Here is an 18,585-nt window from a genome sequence, read left to right as displayed (position 1 = left end):
CGGTGGTCAGATCAAACCAGAGATCAGTCTGCTGCGGAACGCACTGCTTCCGCGACCAGCTCGTCCACCTGGTGCATCAACCGGCGGGCGTCGGTCGGCGTGAAGGTGCTCCACGGCGGCTGGCCGTTGGTGGAACGGCGTTGCTGCAGGTAACGGCCCTCTTCGGTGTCGAAGAACGAGATCACGCGGTCGGGCCGGCAGCGCTTGCCGTACCTGTCGCGGGCCGCCGCGCCGAAGTTCCCGGTCCGCACGACGCCGGTGAACATCGTGACGAGCGCCTTCGCGTCGTCCTCGCGCAGGCCGATGCCGCGGAACGCGGCCTCCATCGACTTCGGTGAACCGTCGGTCCGCGCGGCCGCCTTCTCGATGTCCGCACTCGGCAGCGTGACCGAGAGGCCGGTGCCTGCGGGGTGCTGGGGCAGCACCGACAGGACCGCGGCGGCCAGGCCGGAGCCCGCCCACGGCTGGAACGTCAGCTGGTCGTCCCGCAACGTCGCGAGCGCGCCGTGGTCGCCGTTCGCCACGGCGAGGACGCGCAGGCCGTGACCGAGCCAGAGGCGGCCGTCCGCCTCCCGCTCGGGCTTCACGAACATCCGCAGCAGACCGTCCAGCTCGGCCGACAGGCCGCGGGAGTTGCCGAGCCGGCGGTGGTCCAGCTGCTGGTGGACGCGGTTCTCCAGCGCGATGCGCTCGTCCCGCGTCCGGCCAGGTGAGGGGACCTTGAGCACGAGCGGCATGGGACCGACGTTCAGCCGCTCCCACACCACGTCGAACTCCTCGGCGGACAGGGTGATCGGCTCCCTCTCCGCCGGGCCGCCGAACAGGCTCACTCCGACAGGCCTCCGATGACCGGGGGCGCGATCATGCGGTCGTCGCCGAACACGTCGTCGGTCTCGACCAGGTAGTCGGCCACCTTGTGCTCGATGTCGTCCTCGCCCTCGCCCTTGGCACCGTGCGCGCCACCGGCGCCCATGCCGGCTCCACCGGCGGCACCGACCTTGCCCGCGGCACCGCCGGGTCCACCGGCAGCGCCCATGCCGCCGGGGCGCAGCGCGTCGGGGCCCATGCCGGGCACGCCGGCCTTCAGGCCGCCCTGACCGGCGCCGACGCCCTGGCCGGAGGCACCGAGCGACCCGGACATCGGGCCGAACGCCTTGCCGCCACCGAGCTGACCACCGCGCACGCCACCGGTGCCACCGGGACCGCTGCGGCCGCCACCGGGCACGCCCGTGGCCGGGCGGGTGAAGACCGGACCGGGCCCCGGCGTCGGGGTCTGCTTCGGCTCGGGCGTCGGCAGGGTCGTCGGCGGGAGGTGGGTCGTGGGGGGCGTCGTGGTCGTCGACGGCGTCGTCCACGACGTGTGCGTGGTGTCACCGGGCGGCGTCCACGTCGGCGTCGGCGTCGGGGAGACCGTGCCGGTGGGCGGCGCGGTCCACGACGGCGTGGTCGTGCCCGTGTTCGTGCCGGTGCCCGTCGGCGAGCTCACGCCCGTCGGGGTGTAGCCGACGTGCTGGTTGTGCGTGCCCGTCTGGCCGGGCGGCGGCGTGTCGATGACGATCTGCGGCGGGTCCGGGAACTCGCCCAGCGTGGAGGAGTTCCACCGGCTGTCGGCCTGGTAGTCCTCCATGACCTTCACGGCCTGGGCGGCGGCGTTGTCGGCGGCCGCCTCCTGGCGCTCGTGGTCGCGCTGCTGGCCGATGACGTGCGCGATGCCGGCCGGACCGGTCAGCGCGCCACCGGCGAAGTCGAGGAAGCCGGGCTTCTCGGCGGTGATCGGGACGACCTCGGGCATCTTCTTGCGCGCCTCGGCGATGAACTCGCCCTGCAGGCGTGCCGAGCTCTCCATGGTCGTGGCGCCCTGGTTCGCGAACCCGGCCCACTCCGCCAGCGGCGACAGCGCGGCGTTCGCGGCGTCGGCGGCGTCGGACTCCCAGTCCGCGCCCATCTTCGCCAGCGCGGCGTGCAGGTTCTCGTTGATCTCCGCGAGCGAGGCGGCGATCGTCTTCCAGCCGCCCTCGACCGGGATGGAGGCGGAGACGCCGGGGCCGGAGTTGATCATCTTGTACAGCTCGGGGTGTGCGTACCCCTGGAAGCGGTGGTCGCTCATCGGTCAGTCCCCTCCTCTCAGCCCTGCAGGTGCTTTCCCCAGAGGGCGGTGTTGTCGCCCTCGACCATGCGGTACTGCTCCTCGATCGCGCGGAGCTGGTCGATGACCCCGATGAGCTGCTTCTTGTAGAACACCAGCGCGGCCAGGGCCTTCTCGCTGGTCTGCTCGTTGAACGCCTTGGAGGTCTCGCTGCTGATCGGGTCACCGGCCCAGGGCCTGGTGGGCAGCGCGTCCGACGAACGTTCGATCTTGGCCTCGAACTCGTCCAACGCGCGCTCGAACGCCGCCCTCGCCTGGGGAATGGCGGACGGGTCCACCTTCAGCCTGCGTTGACCGAACTCCGGAGGCGACGAAGTACCCCCACCATCCGCGAGATGCACGGCACACCCTCCTCAGTACGGCCCTCAGGATCGGGGCCGCGTGTGCATTTGGAACGACTTTAGCTCTGATGCATGACGCGGGTGACCGGTTCCCGGTAAAAGCGAGTAGTTCTGCTCACTTCGCCCGGAGCGCCGACCCCGCTGCCTCCGCGAGCGGCTTGGCCCTCTCACACGCGCTGTCCGCCGTGGAGTCATTACCCAGACCGGCGGTCACCGCAACCCTCAACAGCTGCCCTTCGTTGGCGTCGAGGAAGACCTCGCACTGGGCCGTCCTGTTCCCGGACCGGCCGGTGGCGAGGTAGGCGGGGTACCCGGCGACCTCCAGCTCGGTCAGCCCGGTCGCCTGGCCGACCGTCCTCTTCAGCCGGTCGGCGCCACCGTTGACCACGGTGTCGATGCTCCAGAGGAACTTGCGGTCCTCGTAGCTCGTGCCGCACCCCCTGCTGCCTTCGCCGTAGTCGGCGTCGGGCGTGCCGGGCTGCACGCTGCGGATGCCGAGCGCGGTCCTGGTCTCGGGGGTCACCAGCGTGCACGGGTCGAGCGCCAGCAGGTCGACGGCCCTGGGGCGGTTCACCGGTGCGCTCTTCGCAGACGTCCCGGTCTGCGTGCCGGTCGAGGTCTGCCCGCCCGCGGAGGGGGTGCCGGGTTCGGTGGAAGAACACCCGGTCAGGACCGCTGCCAGCAGGAACGGGACCACCACGCGACGCATGACGGTCAACGTATCGGATCGCCGAACGCGGAGTGTCGCGATTGCGGTGAGCCGAGTCACCCGCACGGCCCATTGCCGGTGACCCCCACTGAAAGGAAACCTTCTTTACGATAACCCGGAGCGCCGCCGCCCCGATGCGTCGAGGAGCGACATGCTGCGCAACCGACCACTACCGGCACTGGCCGTGGCGGCCCTGGGGCTGGCACTGCTGGTGCCCACCACGGCGGCCGCGGGTCCGGTGCCCGGCACGGGAGCGGCGCTGACCGTGACCGCACGGCCCGGTACCGCCTCCACCGTCCCCGACTGGCGCATGCAGAGCAGCGCCAGGGCCGCGCAGGCCGGTGACGTGATCTCCGGACCGGCCTATTCGGACACCGGGTGGCTGACGGTGCCCGCGCGGTCCACCGTCATGGCCGGCCTGGTGGCCAACGGCCGGTACCCGGACGTCCGGTTCTCCGAGAACATGAAGCAGGTCGACGCCGGCGACTTCAAGGTCGCCTGGTGGTACCGCAAGGTGTTCAGCGCCGACCCGCAGCCGGGCGTGCACACGTTCCTCCGGCTCAAGGGCGGCATCATCGCCCGCGGCGAGATCTGGTTGAACGGCAGCAAGGTCGCCGGCACCGACCAGGTCGTCGGCGCGTACCCGACGCACGAGTTCGACGTGACGCCGTTGCTGCGCAAGGGCGACAACGCGCTCGCGATCAAGGCGACGCCGGCCGACCCGCAGAACGAACTGCTGATCCACTTCATCGACTGGGCGCAGCTGCCGCCCGACCGCAACCAGGGGATCTTCCGCGACGTCACGTTCGAACCGAGCGGCCCGGTCTCGCTGCGCAACCCGCGCGTCGACACCGACCTGCCGCTGCCGGCCCTGACCAGCGCGAAGATCACCACGAAGGTCGACGCGCGCAACAACACCGGCCAGCCGGTCACCACCGAGGTCACCGCCGCGGTCGCCGGTCAGGTCCTCAAGCAGCGGGTGCAGCTCGCGGCCAACCAGACCAGGACCGTGACGTTCACCCAGGACCTGCGGGACCCGCGGGTGTGGTGGCCGTTCCAGATGGGCGCGCAGCCGCTCTACGAGGCCGTGCTCACCGCGAACGTCGGCACCACCGCGTCCGACAGCGCGAAGACCACCTTCGGCGTCCGCGAGGTGTCGTCGAGCCTCCGCGGCACCGGACGGCAGTTCACCGTCAACGGCAAGCCGTTCCTGGTGCGCGGCGGTGGCTGGGCCTCGGACCTGTTCCTGCGCACGGACGTGCGCTACGTCGAGGACCAGCTCGACCTCGTGAAGGCCATGGGCATGAACACCCTCCGGCTGGAGGGCAAGCCGGAGAACGACGAGCTCTACGACCTGGCCGACCAGCGCGGCATCATGATCCTCACCGGCTGGGAGTGCTGCTCGAAGTGGGAGCGGTACGACTCGTTCGACGCCGAGGACGACCGGGTCGCCGGCGAGTCCGCGGAGAGCGAGGCGCGGCGCATCCGCAACCACCCGAGCATGATCGGGTTCATGATCGGCTCCGACGCCGCACCCGGCGCCGGCCTGGAGAAGACCTACCTCGACGCATTGCAGCGGGCCGAGTGGAACCTGCCGGTCATCTCGTCGGCCAAGAACATCGGCTCGCCGCAGCTGGGCAAGCCCGGCATGAAGATGGACGGCCCGTACTGGTGGGAGCCGCCGGTCTACTGGCACACCAAGCAGCTCGGCGGCGCGGCCGGGTTCGCCTCCGAGATCGGCCCCGGCGCGACCATCCCCGAGATGGACGAGCTGAAGAAGTTCCTGTCCGCCGCCGAGATCAACAGACTCACCGACTACAACGCGACGCAGTACCACCTGTCGCCGTCGGCCACGTTCGACAAGCTGACGTTCTGGGGCACCGCGCTCGACAACCGCTACGGCAAGCCGGCGAACGCCGAGGACCTGGTCCGCAAGGCGCAGCTCGCGAACTACGAGACGAACCGCGCGCAGTTCGAGGCGTTCGGCGACAACTTCAGCGACGCGACCAACCCGTCGACCGGTGTCATCTACTGGATGCTCAACAACGCCTGGCCGACGCTCTACTGGCACCTGTACGACTACTACCTCGCCACCGCGGGGTCGTACTTCGGCGCCAAGGCGGGACTGCGGCCGTTGCACGCCCAGTACTCCTACGACGACAAGTCGCTGTCCGTCATGAACACGAGCCTGCACCCGGCCACCGGCCACCGGCTGCAGATCACCCTGTTCAACCTCGACGGCACGCAGAAGGCCGACGAGACCCGGACCGTGACCGCGGCGGCCAACGGTCCCACCAAGGCCGGCGCGCTGCCGCAGCCGTCCGGGCTGTCCACCACGTACTTCGTGCGCCTGCTGCTCAAGGACGCGGCCGGCCAGGTGGTGGACCGCAACGTCTACTGGCTCTCCACCAAGCCCGACACGCTGAACTACGGCGGTTCCACCTGGTACCACACGCCGCAGTCCGGGTACGCGGACCTCAAGGGCCTCAACGCGTTGAAGCCGGGCACGGTCACCTCGACCGTGTCGACCGCACCCGCCGGTGACGACAGGCAGGTCACCACCGTGACGCTGAAGAACACCGGCAGCACCGTGGCGTTCTTCGTGCGGGCGTCGCTGCGCAAGGGCACCGGCGGTGCCGAGGTGCTGCCGACGCGGTGGAGCGACAACTACGTGACGTTGTGGCCGGGCGAGACCCTGGCGCTGAAGGCCGAGTACCGGTCCTCGTCGCTCGGGTCCGCCCGGCCCGTCGTGGAGGTCTCCGGCCACAACGTGGCGAAGAAGTCGGTCAGCTGAGGTACCGCTCAACCACCACGGCAGGTCGCTCGACCGGTTCGCCCCGGTCGAGCGACCACGCCAGCCGCACGTACTGGGCGTGCGTCCAGGCCAGCGGGGTCGCCGACTGCGTGCCCCGGCCGTCCCACACCTGTTCGGGCAGCATCAGGCCGCTGTTCGCCGTCGCCGCGACCTCCCGCAACCGCTTGGCTGCACTCGCCTTGTCGCCCGCGAGCAGCTCGTACTCGCCGCGTTCACCGCTGAGCAACGGCCACAGCCGCCCGTACGTGCGGGTCGGCTCCGGCCAGTTGATGCCCCACGGGCGGCCGTCCGCGGTCTCGCCGTAGCCGTCCTGCGTGAACCGGTGCCAGTAGCCCTGTTCCTTCAGCTGGGCGTCGACCACGGCGACCGTGTTGCGGATGACCGGGTCGTCGGCGCGCTTCACGCCGAGCCGCACCAGTTCGAGGAAGCTCGGGTCGACGACGGCCCGCTGGTCGATGTCGGTCGGGTTGTTGTCACCGAGGTTGTACTTCGTGCCCTGGTCGGGCTTCCCGTCCTTGGTGACGCGCAGGTAGTACGGCTTGGGCGCGTACGGGCCGGTGCTCGTCGCGGTCCAGCCCTCGACCTGCCGCTGCCACGCGTCGGCCGCGGCGAGGTAGCGGTCGGCGTTCTCCCCGTTGCGCCGCAGGAGGTCCGCGAAGCACACCAGGCCCGCGACCGCGGACGCGATCGTCGCCGGCGAGTACCCGCTCTGGTTCTCCCACCGCTCCTGCTCGCTGAACGGCGCGTCCGGGTAGCTCAGCAGGTAGTCGGCCGAACGGCGCAGAGCGTCCACTGTGGACCTGTCGCGCCGGTCCAGGTGCCACGCCAGCAGCAGCGGTGCCGCGGTCTGGTCGAGCTGGACCTTCAGCCACACCGGGGTGCCGTCGACCCGCGTGTTCTGCGGCAGGTGGCCGTCCGGCTCCTGCTGCTCACGCAGCATGAAGTCCAGCGAGCGCTCGGCGAACCCGCGGTCGCCGGCGGCGATCATGGCGGTGGACACGTGGTAGAGGTCGCGCGGCCACACGAGCGCGTACGGGCCGAGCTCCGGTGCCAGCTCCCGATCGGACCCGAAGGCCCACGGGAAGCTCGGCGACGCGATGGACGCACCGGGGTGCGTCTTGTCCTCGGTCGCCGCCAGCACCATCACGGACATGTCGTAGAGCCGCCGGTCCGCCGACCTCGGCCGCTTCAACCCGTCCAGGTACTGGTGCCAGCCGCGTGCGTACTCCCGTGCCACCACGCGGAAATCGCGGTTCAGCGCCGCCCGTGCGACGCCGTCGCCGAACCCGACGGCGAACGTGCCACGAGCGTGCCGCACGGGTTCGGCGGGCAGCGTGCTCTCGACGGTGCTCGCGCCCTTCATCGGCACGTGGTCGATCGTCAGCTTCATCGGCCGCTTGGCCCAGAACTCCACGTCCGCCAGCACGGCCGGACGCTGCGGATCGGTGACGTAGGTGAGCACGGCGTGCCAGCCCTCACCGCGCAAGCGTTGCCGGAACGTCAACGACCGGTCGTCGGCGGGTTCGGTCCGCGCCTGACCGGGCCTGCCGTCGACCAGCAGCCGGGTCTCACGGGTCGCCGGGGTGCTCAGGTCGGGGTGGAAGACCTCGGACAGGCCCTGGTGGCCGAGGGTGAACCACACCGGGCTGCCACCTCTGGCCGTGCCGAACCCCTGTTTGTCCGCGGGGAGGGGGACGACCTCAGCGGCGTGCACGACCGGTGTCACCGCCACGAGAAGGAGCACGACGAGCGCCAGGATCTTCATGGCACTCGGAGTTCCCCGACCTAGAGATCACCACGCAGCAGGCTGTCGATGTCCTCGGGCGGACCGGGCCGCGCGAAGAACCAGCCCTGGCCGGTGTCGCAGCCCAGCCGCAGCAGCCGTGCGGCCTGAGCAGGCGTTTCGACGCCCTCGGCGGTGACGCCCAACGACAGCGCGTGCGCCAGCTGCACCAGCGTGGCCACGATCTGCGCGTCGACCGGGTCCTCCTCGTTCTCGGCGCGCAGGCCCTCCATGAACGAACCGGCGATCTTCAGCTCGTGCACGGGCAGGTGCTTGAGGTACGCCAGGTTGGAGTAGCCGGTGCCGAAGTCGTCGATCGCGATGCGCACACCCATGTCGCACAACGCCCGCAGCGCCTCCAACGGCTCGTCGGCGGTGCCCATGATCGCCGACTCGGTCAGCTCCAGCTGCAGGTGGTGCGGCGGCAGCGCGCACTCGTCGAGGATGCGCTTCACGTCCCGCACCAGCTCGGGGTCGCGGGACTGGCGCACGGCGAGGTTCACCGACACGAACGGTGCCGCGTCACCGAACTCGACCAGCCAGCGCCGCGCCTCCTCGCAGGCCTTGCGCAGCACCCACCGTCCCAAGGGGACGATCAGCCCGGTCTCCTCGGCCAGCTCGATGAACCGGTCCGGCGCGAGCCGCCCGAACTCCGGGTGCTGCCAGCGCACCAGCGCCTCGACACCGACGACCGTGGAGTCCTCCAGCCGCACCAGCGGCTGGTACTCGACGTAGAACTCGTCGCGTTCCAACGCGCGCGGCATCGTGGCGGACAACGTGAAGCGGGCGACCTCGCGGGCGTTGCGCTCCGGGTCGTACAACGCCCAGCGCGCCTTGCCGTCGGCCTTCGCCCAGTACAGCGTGATGTCCGCGTCGCGCATCAGGTCGGCGGCCGTGGTGCCGGACAGCTGCCGTTCGACGATGCCGATCGAGGCCGACACCGACAGCTCGTGGCCGGCGATGCGGATCGGTGCCTCCAGCTCGGTCAGCACCCGGCCGGCCACGTCGACGATGTCCTGTTCACCGGACGAGCCCTCGACCAGGATCACGAACTCGTCGCCGCCCATGCGGGCGACCAGCTTGCCCTCGCCGGACACCGAGTGGTCGAGCCTGCGCCCGACCTCGACCAGCAGCTGATCGCCGACGTCGTGGCCGAGCGAGTCGTTGATGACCTTGAAACCGTCGAGGTCCAGGTAGCAGAGGCCGGCCCGCTGGTGCTTGCCGCGGTTGTTGAACACCCGGCCGAGGCGTTCGAGGAACAGCGCCCGGTTCGGCAGCCCGGTCAGCGGGTCGTGCAGCGCCTGGTAGCGCAGCCGGTTCTGCAGCAGGTGCCGGTCGGTGACGTCCTCGATCATCGCCACCTGGTACTGCGGCTCGCCGTGGTCGTCGCGGACCAGCGACAGCGTCAGGTGCGTCCACACCTGCTCGCCGTCGGCGCGGTGGAAGCGCTTCTCGGCCCGGTAGTGGTCGCACTCGCCCGCGATGAGCTGGTCGTAGAGCCGCCACACGCTGCCCGCGTCCTCGGGGTGCATGAGGTCGCGCACGTTGTACTGGCGCATCTCCTCGACGCTGAAGCCGAGCATGTCCTGCAACGCCTGGTTGACGTCCAGTATCCGGCCGTCGATGGCGGCGATGCCGATGCCGATCGCGGCCTCGGTGAACATGGCGCGGAACCGGGCCTCCGAGGCCCGCAGCGCCGCCTCGGCTTGGTCGCGGGCGTCCAGCACGGCCGCCCTGATCGCCTCCTGCTCGGCGAGCGTGCGTTCCCGCAGCGCGCGGGCGTACCCGGCGGACAGGGCGCCCTGCAGCGCGGCCAGCCGGGACCGCAACCGCGTGTCCCCGGCCGCGCCCAGCTCGGCCAGCAGGTCGTCACCGAGCAGCTGGACCGTGCGGCCGAGGGTGTCGGTGCCGGTGAAGTGCGCGTCGACCAGCCGGGAGCCGATCTCGTAGCCGGGCTCGGTGCGGAACGGGCTCGCGTAGAGCGCCTCGACCAGCAGCACGGTCAGGTCCTGCAGGTGCTGGGCGACCTCGGCCCTGGTCATGGGGACGTAGCTGGACCCGATGACGGCCGTCGCCCAGCTGCGCGCGAACGACTCGGCACCGGCCAACACGGCCGGGTCCGAGGGAGAGCGGTCGTCGCGCACCCGGTGGTCAACCCGTTCGGTCATCGTCTCGGCCCTAACGCCACGAACGCGCAGCATACGGGCGGTTGCCGTGCGCAGTCACCTTTACGCCTTCCGGCCCAGCGCGCCGAACGCCGGGAAGGGCGTTCGCGAGCCGTTCAGGTCGTCCGGCGACTCGGGCCGCCAGACCGGCAACCGCACCACACCCGGCTCCACCAGGTCGAACCCGTCGAACAAACGGGTGAACTCAGCCTCGTTGCGGTACGTCATCGGGGTGACGTCGCGGTCGTACACGCTGCGCACGGCCCGGTACGAGCCGGTCTCCTCGTCCGCCTCGTACCCGGCGTGGGAGATGGCGAGGTGGCTGCCCGGTGCGAGCCGGTCGCGGTACCCGCCGATGATGCCCAGCGGGTCCTCCTCGTCGGACACGAAGTGCAGCAGCGCGATCATCAGCACGGCGATCGGCTCGTCGAAGTCCAGCAGGCCGCCGACCTCGGGCGAGCCCAGCACGGCCGCCGGGTCGCGCACGTCGGCCTGCAGCACGGCCACCCGTCCGTTGCCGTTCAGCAGCGACCGGCTGTGGGCCACGGCGACCGGGTCGACGTCGACGTAGACGACCTTCGCGGCCGGGTCGGTGCCCTGCGCGATCTCGTGGACGTTGCCCACGGTCGGGATGCCCGAGCCCAGGTCGAGGAACTGCCGGACGCCCGCGCCGAGCAGGTGGCGCACGACCCGGCGCAGGAACGCGCGGTGGTTGAGGATGACGTCGCGCAGCTCGGGCATGACCTCCAGGGCCCGCTGCCCGACCGCGCGGTCGGCCGCGAAGTTGTGCGCGCCGCCCAACCAGTAGTCGTAGACCCGTGCGACGCTCGGCCGTTCCAGGTCGATGTCCCCCGGTGCCCAGTTCGGCCGCTCCACCGCTACCTCCACGTCGGATCCGCGCACCCACGTCATGGGCCGATCCGCCAGCGTTGCACATCGCGCCGTTGGCAGAATGCGGACCTCGTGAGGTTCCTGCGGCTTGCCGATCGGCGCAAGCACCACCAGAAGACCGTGCTGCTCCCCACCCTCCCCGCCTCCCTCGTGGCGTTCCCACGAGCCCGACCTGCCGCTGACGTGGAGGAACTGACGTGAAGTGGCTCTTCGCCGTCATCTCGGCCGCTCTCGTCACCGCGGGCACCGCCGTGGCGCTGTGGTGGCTCAAGGCACCCGCGGTGGAGGTCGTGAAGACCGCCGGTGTCGCCGGTGGTGCCGTCATCGCGGTCTACGCGTTGTGGCTCAACGACCGCAAGCACCTGCTGGAGAGCGACAAGGTCGCCGACGAGCGGTTCGCGCGCTCGGTCGAGCTGCTCGGCAACGAGGCCGACCAGGTGCGCGTGGGCGCGATGCACGCGCTGGTGTGGCTCGCGAACTCGACGCCGCGCTACACGCAGACCGTGCTCGACGTGCTGTGCGCGTACCTGCGCCGCCCGTTCACGCACCCGTCGTGGGAGCACGACCGCGCGGACCCGGACACGGTGTTCGTCACGGTCGACCCGGAGGTCCAGCGCGAGCAGCAGGTCCGCCGCACCGCGCAACGGCTGATCCGCGACCTGCTGTCGTGGGGGGACAGGAACAGGAAGGACTTCTACGACCTCGACCTGACCGGTGCCGCGCTGGAGTACTTCCAGCTCGACGGGCGGCGGGTGCACCGGTTCGTCTGCCGGCGCGCGCAGTTCTACGGCATCACCGAGTTCCGCGAGCTGCACGTGCGCAGCCGGGCGTTGTTCTCCGGTTCGACCTTCCACGGCCGGCTCTCGGTACCGGAGGCGCGGTTCGAGGGCGGGCTCGCGTTCACCGAGTGCACGTTCCACGGCAGGGTGGACTTCCGCGGTGCCACCGTCGGCACGTTCCTGGCGCTCGTCGACCCGCCACCGCCGGAGCAGGTGGGCGAGCTGAGGTTGTTGCCCGGCACCGCTCTGCGCACGCCGGTGGAGGGCTGGTCGCTATCCGGCGGCGCGCAGGCGCCCCGCCCGCGCCTCGGCGACCACGTCCAGCAGGACGCGCGCGGCGGCGCTGACCGCGTGGCCGGTGACGACCGCGGTCTCGGCAACGGGCACGTCCCCGCGCAGGCCGACGAAGTGCGCCCTGGTGGGCTTGACCGCGAAGGACTGCGGGACGAGCGCAACCCCGAGACCGAACCCGACGAAGTCCAGAAGTGAGTGCACGTCGTTGACCTCGACGGCGACGTGCCGCTCGACCCCGGCCGCGGTGAGGGTGCGGTCGACCTCGTCGCGCGTGCCCCAGTCGGCGTTGAAGTCGACGAACGCCTGCCCCCTCAGCTCGGTCAGCTCGACGCTTTCTTCACCGGCGAACGAACTTTCCGGCGCACACGCGAGCACGAGCGGTTCACTGGCCAAAGTGGACACCCGGAGGTCGTCGGGCATCCTCGGCCGGCGCGTCACGAAGGCGAGGTCGAGCCGCCCGGCGCGGACGTCCTCGACCAGCTCGGCGTTGCCGGACTGGCGCATCCGGATCTCCACGCCGGGGTGCAGCTCGTGGAACCGCGCCAGCACGGCCGGCAGGTGCACCACGTGCAGGCACTGCAGGCTGCCGACGGACAACGTGCCGCGCAGCAGCCCCTGCACGGCGGCCACGGCGTCGCGCGCCGACTCGACGGTGCCCAGCGCGCGCCGTGCCTCCGGGAGCAGCGCGCGGCCGGCCTCGGTCAGCTCGACCTGGCGGGTGGTGCGCAGGAACAGCGGCGCGCCGAGCTCGACCTCCAGCGCGCGGATGGACGCCGACAGCCCCGACTGGGCGATGTGCAGGCGCCGCGCGGCCCTAGTGAAATGGGATTCCTCGGCGACCGCGACGAAGTGCTCCAGCTGCCGGAGTTCCACGATTCATCACCTGCGGTGCTCAATGAGATCACTTCTCTGCGTTGGACAGCTTAATGCAGGTGGAGCAGAGTGGAGGGCATGCAGAAGCGCCGAATCGGAGAAGTCGAGGTCAGCGCCATCGGACTGGGCGGCATGCCCATGTCGGTCCAGGGCCGGCCGGACCGCGCACAGGCCATCGAGACCATCCACGCCGCGCTCGACGCGGGCGTGACGTTCATCGACACCGCCGACGCCTACTCGCTCGACGACAGCGACTTCGGGCACAACGAGGAGCTGATCGCCGAGGGGTTGCGCGGTCGTTCCGAGGAGGTGTTCGTCGCGACGAAGGGCGGTCACACGCGCGTCGAGGGTGGCGGCTGGGCGCTCGACGGACGGCCCGAGTACCTGCGCAAGGCGGTCGACGGGTCGTTGCGGCGGCTGGGTGTAGACCAGATCTTCCTCTACCAGTTCCACCGGCCGGACCCGAAGACGCCGATCACCGAGTCGGTCGGGGCGCTCGCCGAGCTGCTGGACAACGGCAAGATCCGCTACGCGGGCGTGTCGAACTTCAACCCCGAGGAGATCGTGCAGGCCAACGAGGTCCTGGGCGGTCGGCTGGCCGCCGTGCAGAACCAGTTCTCGCCGTCGTTCCGGTCGAGCGAGCCGGAGCTGGAGCTGTGCGACAAGCTCGGCATCGCGTTCCTGCCGTGGAGCCCGTTCGGCGGCATCGGCAAGGCGGGCGCGCTGAGCGGGCCGTTCAAGGAGGTCGGCGACGCGCACGGGGTCAGCCCGCACCAGGCGTGCCTGGCGTGGATGCTGGCCAAGTCCGAGGTCGTCATCCCCATCCCGGGTGCTTCCCGGCCGGCGAGCACCACGGACTCGGCAGCGGCGACCCACCTGGAGCTGACCGCGGAGGAGCTGACCCGCCTGGACGGGTGAAGCCGGTGGCCGACTGAGCCGAATGGTCGCACGATCTAGTGCATGCGGACCTTGATCAGCATTGCGGCGATCGTCGCCGGGATGACCCCGGCCCCCGCGTCCGCGGTGCCCTTGCCCGAGGGCTCCGCGGACCACTTCGCGGGTTCACAGATCCTCCGGCACGAGGGGGTGGGGACCCGGACGGCCGCAGCACCACCGGCAGACGGCAAGGTGCCCGGCATGGACGTCAGCAGCCACCAGGGTGACGTCGACTGGGCGGACTCGTGGGCCAAGGGTGCGCGGTTCGCCTACGTCAAGGCGACCGAGGGCACCGACTACAAGAACCCGGACTACGCCCAGCAGTACAACGGCTCGCTCGGCGTCGGCATGATCCGCGGCGCGTACCACTTCGCGCTGCCCGACCGCTCCGACGGCGCCGAGCAGGCGAACTTCTTCGTCGACAACGGCGGGGGCTGGACGCCGAACAGCAAGACCCTGCCACCCGCGCTGGACATGGAGTACAACCCGTACGGCGACACCTGTTACGACATGTCCCAGGCGGAGCTGACGACGTGGGTGCGCTCGTTCAGCGACACGGTCTACGCGCGCACGAAACGGTATCCGGCGATCTACACGTCCACGAACTGGTGGAACAAGTGCGTCGGCGGCTCGTACAACTTCGGCGAGCACCACCCGTTGTGGATCGCGCGCTACGCCGACGAGCTCGGACCGCTCCCGGCCGGCTTCACCTTCCACACCATCTGGCAGTGGCAGGCCGCCGGCTTCTTCCCCGGCGACCAGAACCTCTTCAACGGCAAGTACGACCAACTGGCCCGCCTAGCCGCCCGTTGACCGCTCAACGCACGCGGGGAGCTTTCGTACTCTCCGAGAGTACGAAAGCTCCCCGCGTGCGGTTGAAGCGTCAGTCGAACAGGGCTGGGAGGGTGGCTTCCCAGGCCTCGCGGAGCTCGGTCAGGGGCAGCGAGCCGAGGTCCTGGATCTCCAGGGCGCCCGACTCCGGGTCGACGACGCCGACCTTGCGCCACGGCAGAGCGCGCGCGGTGCACATGTCGGTGAAGCGCTGCTCCTCGGTGCGAGGAACGGCCACGAGCACACGGCCGGCCGACTCGCTGAAGAGCTCGGTGAACAGGTCGCCCTCCAGGAAGACCCGCGCACCCGTCTCGCCGATGAGGCACGTCTCGACCAGGGCCTGGGCCAGACCGCCCTCGGACAGGTCGTGCGCGGCGGAGACCATGCCGTCACGGGAGCCCGCGACGAGGACCTCGCCGAGCAGCTTCTCGCGCTGCAGGTCGACCTTCGGCGGCAGACCGCCGAGGTGGCGGTGGACGACGTGCGCCCACTCCGACCCGCCGAACTCGGCGCGCGTCTCACCGAGCAGCAGCAGCGTCTCGCCGGCCTCGGCACCGATCCCGGTGGGGATGCGGCGCCGCACGTCGTCGATCACGCCGAGCACGCCCACGACCGGCGTCGGCAGGATCGCCGTGGAACCGGTCTGGTTGTAGAAGCTGACGTTGCCGCCGGTCACCGGGATGCCCAGCTCCACGCAGCCGTCCGCGAGGCCCTTCACGGCCTGCTCGAACTGCCACATGACACCGGGGTCCTCCGGCGAGCCGAAGTTGAGGCAGTTCGTGACCGCGACCGGCGTGGCACCGGTGGCGGCGACGTTGCGGTAGGCCTCGGCCAGCGCCAGCTGCGCACCCGCGTACGGGTCGAGCTTGGTGTAGCGGCCGTTGCAGTCGGTCGAGAGCGCCACACCGCGGTGCGTGTCCTCGCCGATGCGGATCATGCCGCCGTCGCTGGGCTGCGCCAGGACCGTGCCACCGCGCACGTACCGGTCGTACTGCTGGGTGACCCACCGCTTGGAGGCCAGGTTGGGGCTGGCCGCCTGGGACTTGATCAGCTCCAGCAGCTCGTCCTTCGCGGGCTTCGCGAGGGCGTCCGGCGTGTTCGCCTGCAGCTCGTCCTGGTCGGCGGGCCGCTGGATCGGCCGGTTGTAGACCGGGCCCTCGTGGGCGACGGTCCGCGGCGGCACGTCCACGACGACCTCGTCGTGGTACGTGATGACCAGGCGGTCGCCTTCCGTCACCTCACCGATCTCGGTGGCGATGACGTCCCACTTGCGGCAGACCTCCATGAACGCGTCGACGTTGTGCGGCTCGACGACCGCGCACATGCGTTCCTGGGACTCGCTGGACAGGATCTCCGCCGGCGTCATGCCCGTGGCCCGCAGCGGAACGCGGTCGAGCCACACGTGCATGCCGCCGTCGCCCGCGGACGCCAGCTCGCTCGTGGCGCAGGACAGGCCCGCGCCGCCGAGGTCCTGGATGCCGACGACGATGCCCTTCTCGAAGAGCTCCAGGGAGCACTCGATCAGCACCTTCTCGGTGAACGGGTCGCCGACCTGCACGCTCGGCAGCTTCTTGCGCTTGCCGGCCGTGTCGTCGAACGTCTCGCTCGCGAGCACGGACACGCCACCGATGCCGTCGAGGCCGGTGCACGCGCCGTAGAGGATGACCTTGTTGCCGGCACCGGACGCGTGCGCCAGGTGCAGGTCCTCGACCTTCATCGCGCCGACGCACAGCGCGTTGACCAGCGGGTTGCCCTGGTAGGTCTCGTCGAACACGACCTCGCCGCCGATGTTCGGCAGGCCGAGGCAGTTGCCGTAGCCGCCGACGCCCGCGACGATGCCGGGCAGCACGCGCCTGGTGTCGGGCGCGTCCGGCGCGCCGAAGCGCAGCGGGTCCATGACCGCGAGCGGCCGGGCACCCATCGCGAGGATGTCGCGCACGATGCCGCCGACCCCCGTCGCCGCACCCTGGTAGGGCTCGACGTAGGACGGGTGGTTGTGGCTCTCGGCCTTGAACGTGACCGCCCAGCCGTCACCGATGTCGACCACACCGGCGTTCTCGCCGATGCCCGCGAGCATCTTCGACTTCATCTCGTCGGTCGTGGTCTCGCCGAAGTACTTCAGGTGCACCTTGGACGACTTGTAGGAGCAGTGCTCGCTCCACATGACCGAGTACATGGCGAGCTCGGCGTCCGTCGGCCTGCGGCCGAGGATCTCCTTGATGCGCGCGTACTCGTCGTCCTTCAGGCCCAGCTCTTTGTAGGGCTGCTCCTGGTCGGGGGTGCTCTCGGCGTTCTTGACGGTGTCCACGGTCATGCCTTCACCTGCACTGCGTCGAGGAGGGACAGGAACATCCCCAGTCCGTCGTCCGTCGGGCCGGTGAGCGCGTCGATCGCGTGCTCGGGGTGCGGCATGAGGCCGACGACGTTGCCCCTGGCGTTCGTGATGCCCGCGATGTTGTTGCGGCTGCCGTTGGGGTTCTCGCCGACGTACCGGAAGACGACGCGGCCTTCACCTTCGAGCTCGTCGAGGGTCCGGTCGTCGGCCTGGTAGCCGCCCTCACCCGACTTCAGCGGCACGAGGACCTCGGCGCCGGCGTCGTAACGGGTGGTCCACGCGGTGCTGTTGTTCTCGACCTTCAACCACTGGTCGCGGCACACGAAGTGCAGCTTGTGGTTGCGGACCAGCGCACCCGGCAGCAGGTGGGCCTCGGCGAGGATCTGGAAGCCGTTGCAGATGCCCAGCACGGGCATCCCCTTGTTCGCGGCCTCGACCACCTCCTGCATGACCGGCGCGAACCGGGCGATGGCACCGCAGCGCAGGTAGTCGCCGTAGGAGAACCCGCCGGGGACGATGACCGCGTCAACGCCCTTCAGGTCGTGGTCGCCGTGCCAGAGCGGCACGGCCTCCCCGTCCGCGTACCTGACGGCTCGCTGTGCGTCGACGTCGTCGAGGGTGCCGGGGAAGGTGATGACCCCGACCCTCATGCGTCGACCCTGCGCACGGTCCAGTCCTCGATCACGGGGTTCGCGAGGAAGGTCTCAGCGATCTTGGCGAGCGTGGCGTCGTCGACGTCGTCGGCGACCTCCAGCTCGAAGTGCTTGCCCTGGCGGACAGCGGTGATGCCGTCAAAACCGAGGCGCGGCAGCGCGTTCGCCACCGCCTGGCCTTGCGGGTCGAGAATTTCGGGCTTCGGCATGACGTCGACGACGACTCGGGCCACGACAGACTGCTCCCGGGATTCGAGGGGGCTGGCGGTACCCGGAGAGCCTACCTGACCTGGGTGTTCATCAACTCGACAGGTGTTCGGGGGCACATCTTCACCGGGTTCCACCATCGGGTGAAGCAGCTTGTCCGGGCCACGGGTCCTGCTATTCTTGACTCAGCTTCGGCCCGTAAGCCGGAGAAGTGAGCACGGTGCCCGTCCGGACGGTCGGCCGCCGTGCTTCGCGCTTTCTAGGGCCTTCGCGTGTCGATGACGGTCCCGATCAGCGGTCGTGACCGGCGTAGCCAGTCACCGCCCGCGCCGTAACACCAAGCCACGATGTCCGCGATCCACAGCAACGGGTCGTTCTCGCTGGGCAGGTGCTCGTAGAACAACCCCGTGCCCCACGCGGACTTGCCGAGCGTCGTTCGGATGGTCAGCAGGTCGTGGTCGTCGCGGATCTCACGGCTGTCGAACACCAACCGCGTCACGCCGGCTTTCAGCACGTCGTCCGTCAGGCGGGAGACGCACGTCTGCCGCGCCCGCTCCTCACCCTTCCGGCAGCAGGCGAGGTAGATGTCGACCTGGACCAAGGCCGGTCCCAGAGCGGACAGGATCTGCTTGCGCCGAGCCGGTGTCTCCTTCTTGAAGTGCAGCTCGCGCTGGTTCGGCATGCGCAGGCCCATGAGCAGCTTGCGCAATTTGGTCAGTTGGCCGGGCGAGACCAGTGCGACGGCCAGCAGGTAGGTGTTGTTTCGCCGCGACTCGTCGACGAAGGCGTGCAGACTCACGGAACGTTCATCGGCCGGGGCCGAACGA

15 protein-coding genes and 1 pseudogene are annotated in these 18,585 nt (G+C 70.3%); 4 read left to right on the top strand and 12 right to left on the bottom strand.

Going from position 1 to position 18,585, the window contains the following annotated elements; genetic code table 11:
- Positions 1–23: 23 nt before the first annotated feature.
- From AB0A63_RS22275 to AB0A63_RS22260, 4 genes are all read right to left on the bottom strand, one after another.
- Positions 24–830 (bottom strand): ESX secretion-associated protein EspG, encoded by an 807-nt coding sequence (locus AB0A63_RS22275; protein WP_360394396.1) that lies wholly within the window; start codon positions 828–830, stop codon positions 24–26.
- Positions 827–2,107 (bottom strand): PPE domain-containing protein, encoded by a 1,281-nt coding sequence (locus tag AB0A63_RS22270; protein WP_360394393.1) that lies wholly within the window; start codon positions 2,105–2,107, stop codon positions 827–829. The genes AB0A63_RS22275 and AB0A63_RS22270 overlap by 4 nt, the downstream gene beginning before the upstream one ends.
- 17 nt (positions 2,108–2,124) lie before the next feature.
- Positions 2,125–2,424 (bottom strand): transcriptional regulator, encoded by a 300-nt coding sequence (locus tag AB0A63_RS22265; RefSeq protein WP_360394387.1) that lies wholly within the window; start codon positions 2,422–2,424, stop codon positions 2,125–2,127.
- Between the two features lie 178 nt (positions 2,425–2,602).
- On the bottom strand, positions 2,603–3,196 hold the full coding sequence (locus AB0A63_RS22260) for a DUF3558 domain-containing protein (RefSeq protein ID WP_360394384.1): 594 nt from the start codon (positions 3,194–3,196) through the stop codon (positions 2,603–2,605).
- Between the two features lie 151 nt (positions 3,197–3,347).
- Here AB0A63_RS22260 and AB0A63_RS22255 point away from each other — a divergent pair, with 151 nt between their 5' ends.
- A complete protein-coding gene (locus AB0A63_RS22255; protein ID WP_360394381.1) occupies positions 3,348–5,990 on the top strand; it encodes a glycoside hydrolase family 2 TIM barrel-domain containing protein in 2,643 nt (880 codons plus the stop codon).
- On the opposite strand, the gene AB0A63_RS22250 is transcribed toward AB0A63_RS22255, so the two are convergent.
- From AB0A63_RS22250 to AB0A63_RS22240, 3 genes are read right to left on the bottom strand one after another with little or no spacing between them, the layout of a single operon-like run.
- Positions 5,983–7,776: a glycoside hydrolase family 15 protein gene (locus AB0A63_RS22250; RefSeq protein ID WP_360394379.1), complete on the bottom strand. Its 1,794-nt coding sequence runs from the start codon at positions 7,774–7,776 to the stop codon at positions 5,983–5,985. The genes AB0A63_RS22255 and AB0A63_RS22250 overlap by 8 nt on opposite strands.
- Positions 7,777–7,796: 20 nt before the next feature.
- Complete coding sequence (locus AB0A63_RS22245; RefSeq protein ID WP_360394376.1) at positions 7,797–9,962, bottom strand: EAL domain-containing protein; 2,166 nt, start codon at positions 9,960–9,962, stop codon at positions 7,797–7,799.
- Positions 9,963–10,022: 60 nt separating this feature from the next.
- Positions 10,023–10,847 carry an SAM-dependent methyltransferase gene (locus AB0A63_RS22240; RefSeq protein WP_360394373.1) on the bottom strand — a complete coding sequence of 275 codons (825 nt, stop codon included), beginning with the start codon at positions 10,845–10,847 and terminating at the stop codon, positions 10,023–10,025.
- Between the two features lie 455 nt (positions 10,848–11,302).
- Here AB0A63_RS22240 and AB0A63_RS22235 point away from each other — a divergent pair.
- Positions 11,303–11,785 (top strand): annotated as a pseudogene (locus AB0A63_RS22235) (pentapeptide repeat-containing protein); the annotation flags it as partial.
- A 117-nt stretch (positions 11,786–11,902) separates the two neighbouring features.
- On the opposite strand, the gene AB0A63_RS22230 reads toward AB0A63_RS22235, so the two are convergent.
- Entirely contained in the window at positions 11,903–12,796 is an 894-nt protein-coding gene (locus AB0A63_RS22230) for a LysR family transcriptional regulator (protein ID WP_360394371.1), read from the bottom strand.
- Between the two features lie 78 nt (positions 12,797–12,874).
- Here AB0A63_RS22230 and AB0A63_RS22225 point away from each other — a divergent pair, with 78 nt between their 5' ends.
- Together AB0A63_RS22225 and AB0A63_RS22220 are read left to right on the top strand one after the other, a co-directional pair.
- Positions 12,875–13,714: an aldo/keto reductase gene (locus AB0A63_RS22225; RefSeq protein WP_360394368.1), complete on the top strand. Its 840-nt coding sequence runs from the start codon at positions 12,875–12,877 to the stop codon at positions 13,712–13,714.
- Between the two features lie 42 nt (positions 13,715–13,756).
- Complete coding sequence (locus tag AB0A63_RS22220) at positions 13,757–14,545, top strand: lysozyme (protein WP_360394365.1); 789 nt, start codon at positions 13,757–13,759, stop codon at positions 14,543–14,545.
- A gap of 70 nt (positions 14,546–14,615) precedes the next feature.
- Here AB0A63_RS22220 and purL read toward each other — a convergent pair whose 3' ends face one another.
- The 4 genes from purL to AB0A63_RS22200 all read right to left on the bottom strand — a co-directional run bounded on the left by purL (position 14,616) and on the right by AB0A63_RS22200 (position 18,557).
- Positions 14,616–16,877, bottom strand: a complete 2,262-nt coding sequence (gene purL / locus AB0A63_RS22215; RefSeq protein WP_360394363.1) for a phosphoribosylformylglycinamidine synthase subunit PurL — start codon at positions 16,875–16,877, stop codon at positions 14,616–14,618.
- Complete coding sequence (purQ, locus tag AB0A63_RS22210; RefSeq protein WP_360394360.1) at positions 16,874–17,548, bottom strand: phosphoribosylformylglycinamidine synthase subunit PurQ; 675 nt, start codon at positions 17,546–17,548, stop codon at positions 16,874–16,876. The genes purL and purQ overlap by 4 nt, the downstream gene beginning before the upstream one ends.
- On the bottom strand, positions 17,545–17,784 hold the full coding sequence (purS, locus tag AB0A63_RS22205; protein ID WP_053739663.1) for a phosphoribosylformylglycinamidine synthase subunit PurS: 240 nt from the start codon (positions 17,782–17,784) through the stop codon (positions 17,545–17,547). Before purS ends, purQ begins: the two co-directional genes overlap by 4 nt.
- Positions 17,785–18,017: 233 nt before the next feature.
- The gene (locus AB0A63_RS22200; protein WP_360394357.1) at positions 18,018–18,557 is read right to left on the bottom strand and encodes a hypothetical protein; all 540 of its coding nucleotides are present in this window, start codon (positions 18,555–18,557) and stop codon (positions 18,018–18,020) included.
- Positions 18,558–18,585 lie beyond the last annotated feature (28 nt).

The sequence above is a fragment of the Lentzea sp. NPDC042327 genome (assembly GCF_040647275.1).
GTDB lineage: Bacteria > Actinomycetota > Actinomycetes > Mycobacteriales > Pseudonocardiaceae > Lentzea.
The sequence above is the reverse complement of the archived record's forward strand: the minus strand, read 5'-3'. Positions and strand labels throughout refer to the sequence as shown.

What these genes read in the sequence shown, in the direction of transcription:
- AB0A63_RS22270 (WP_360394393.1), bottom strand. Translation starts at nt 2,107, where the DNA reads ATGAGCGACCACCGCTTCCAGGGGTACGCACACCCCGAGCTGTACAAG.
- AB0A63_RS22225 (WP_360394368.1), top strand. Translation starts at nt 12,875, where the DNA reads ATGCAGAAGCGCCGAATCGGAGAAGTCGAGGTCAGCGCCATCGGACTG.
- AB0A63_RS22255 (WP_360394381.1), top strand. Translation starts at nt 3,348, where the DNA reads ATGCTGCGCAACCGACCACTACCGGCACTGGCCGTGGCGGCCCTGGGG.
- AB0A63_RS22245 (WP_360394376.1), bottom strand. Translation starts at nt 9,962, where the DNA reads ATGACCGAACGGGTTGACCACCGGGTGCGCGACGACCGCTCTCCCTCG.
- purL (WP_360394363.1), bottom strand. Translation starts at nt 16,877, where the DNA reads ATGACCGTGGACACCGTCAAGAACGCCGAGAGCACCCCCGACCAGGAG.
- purQ (WP_360394360.1), bottom strand. Translation starts at nt 17,548, where the DNA reads ATGAGGGTCGGGGTCATCACCTTCCCCGGCACCCTCGACGACGTCGAC.
- AB0A63_RS22260 (WP_360394384.1), bottom strand. Translation starts at nt 3,196, where the DNA reads ATGCGTCGCGTGGTGGTCCCGTTCCTGCTGGCAGCGGTCCTGACCGGG.
- AB0A63_RS22220 (WP_360394365.1), top strand. Translation starts at nt 13,757, where the DNA reads ATGCGGACCTTGATCAGCATTGCGGCGATCGTCGCCGGGATGACCCCG.
- AB0A63_RS22250 (WP_360394379.1), bottom strand. Translation starts at nt 7,776, where the DNA reads ATGAAGATCCTGGCGCTCGTCGTGCTCCTTCTCGTGGCGGTGACACCG.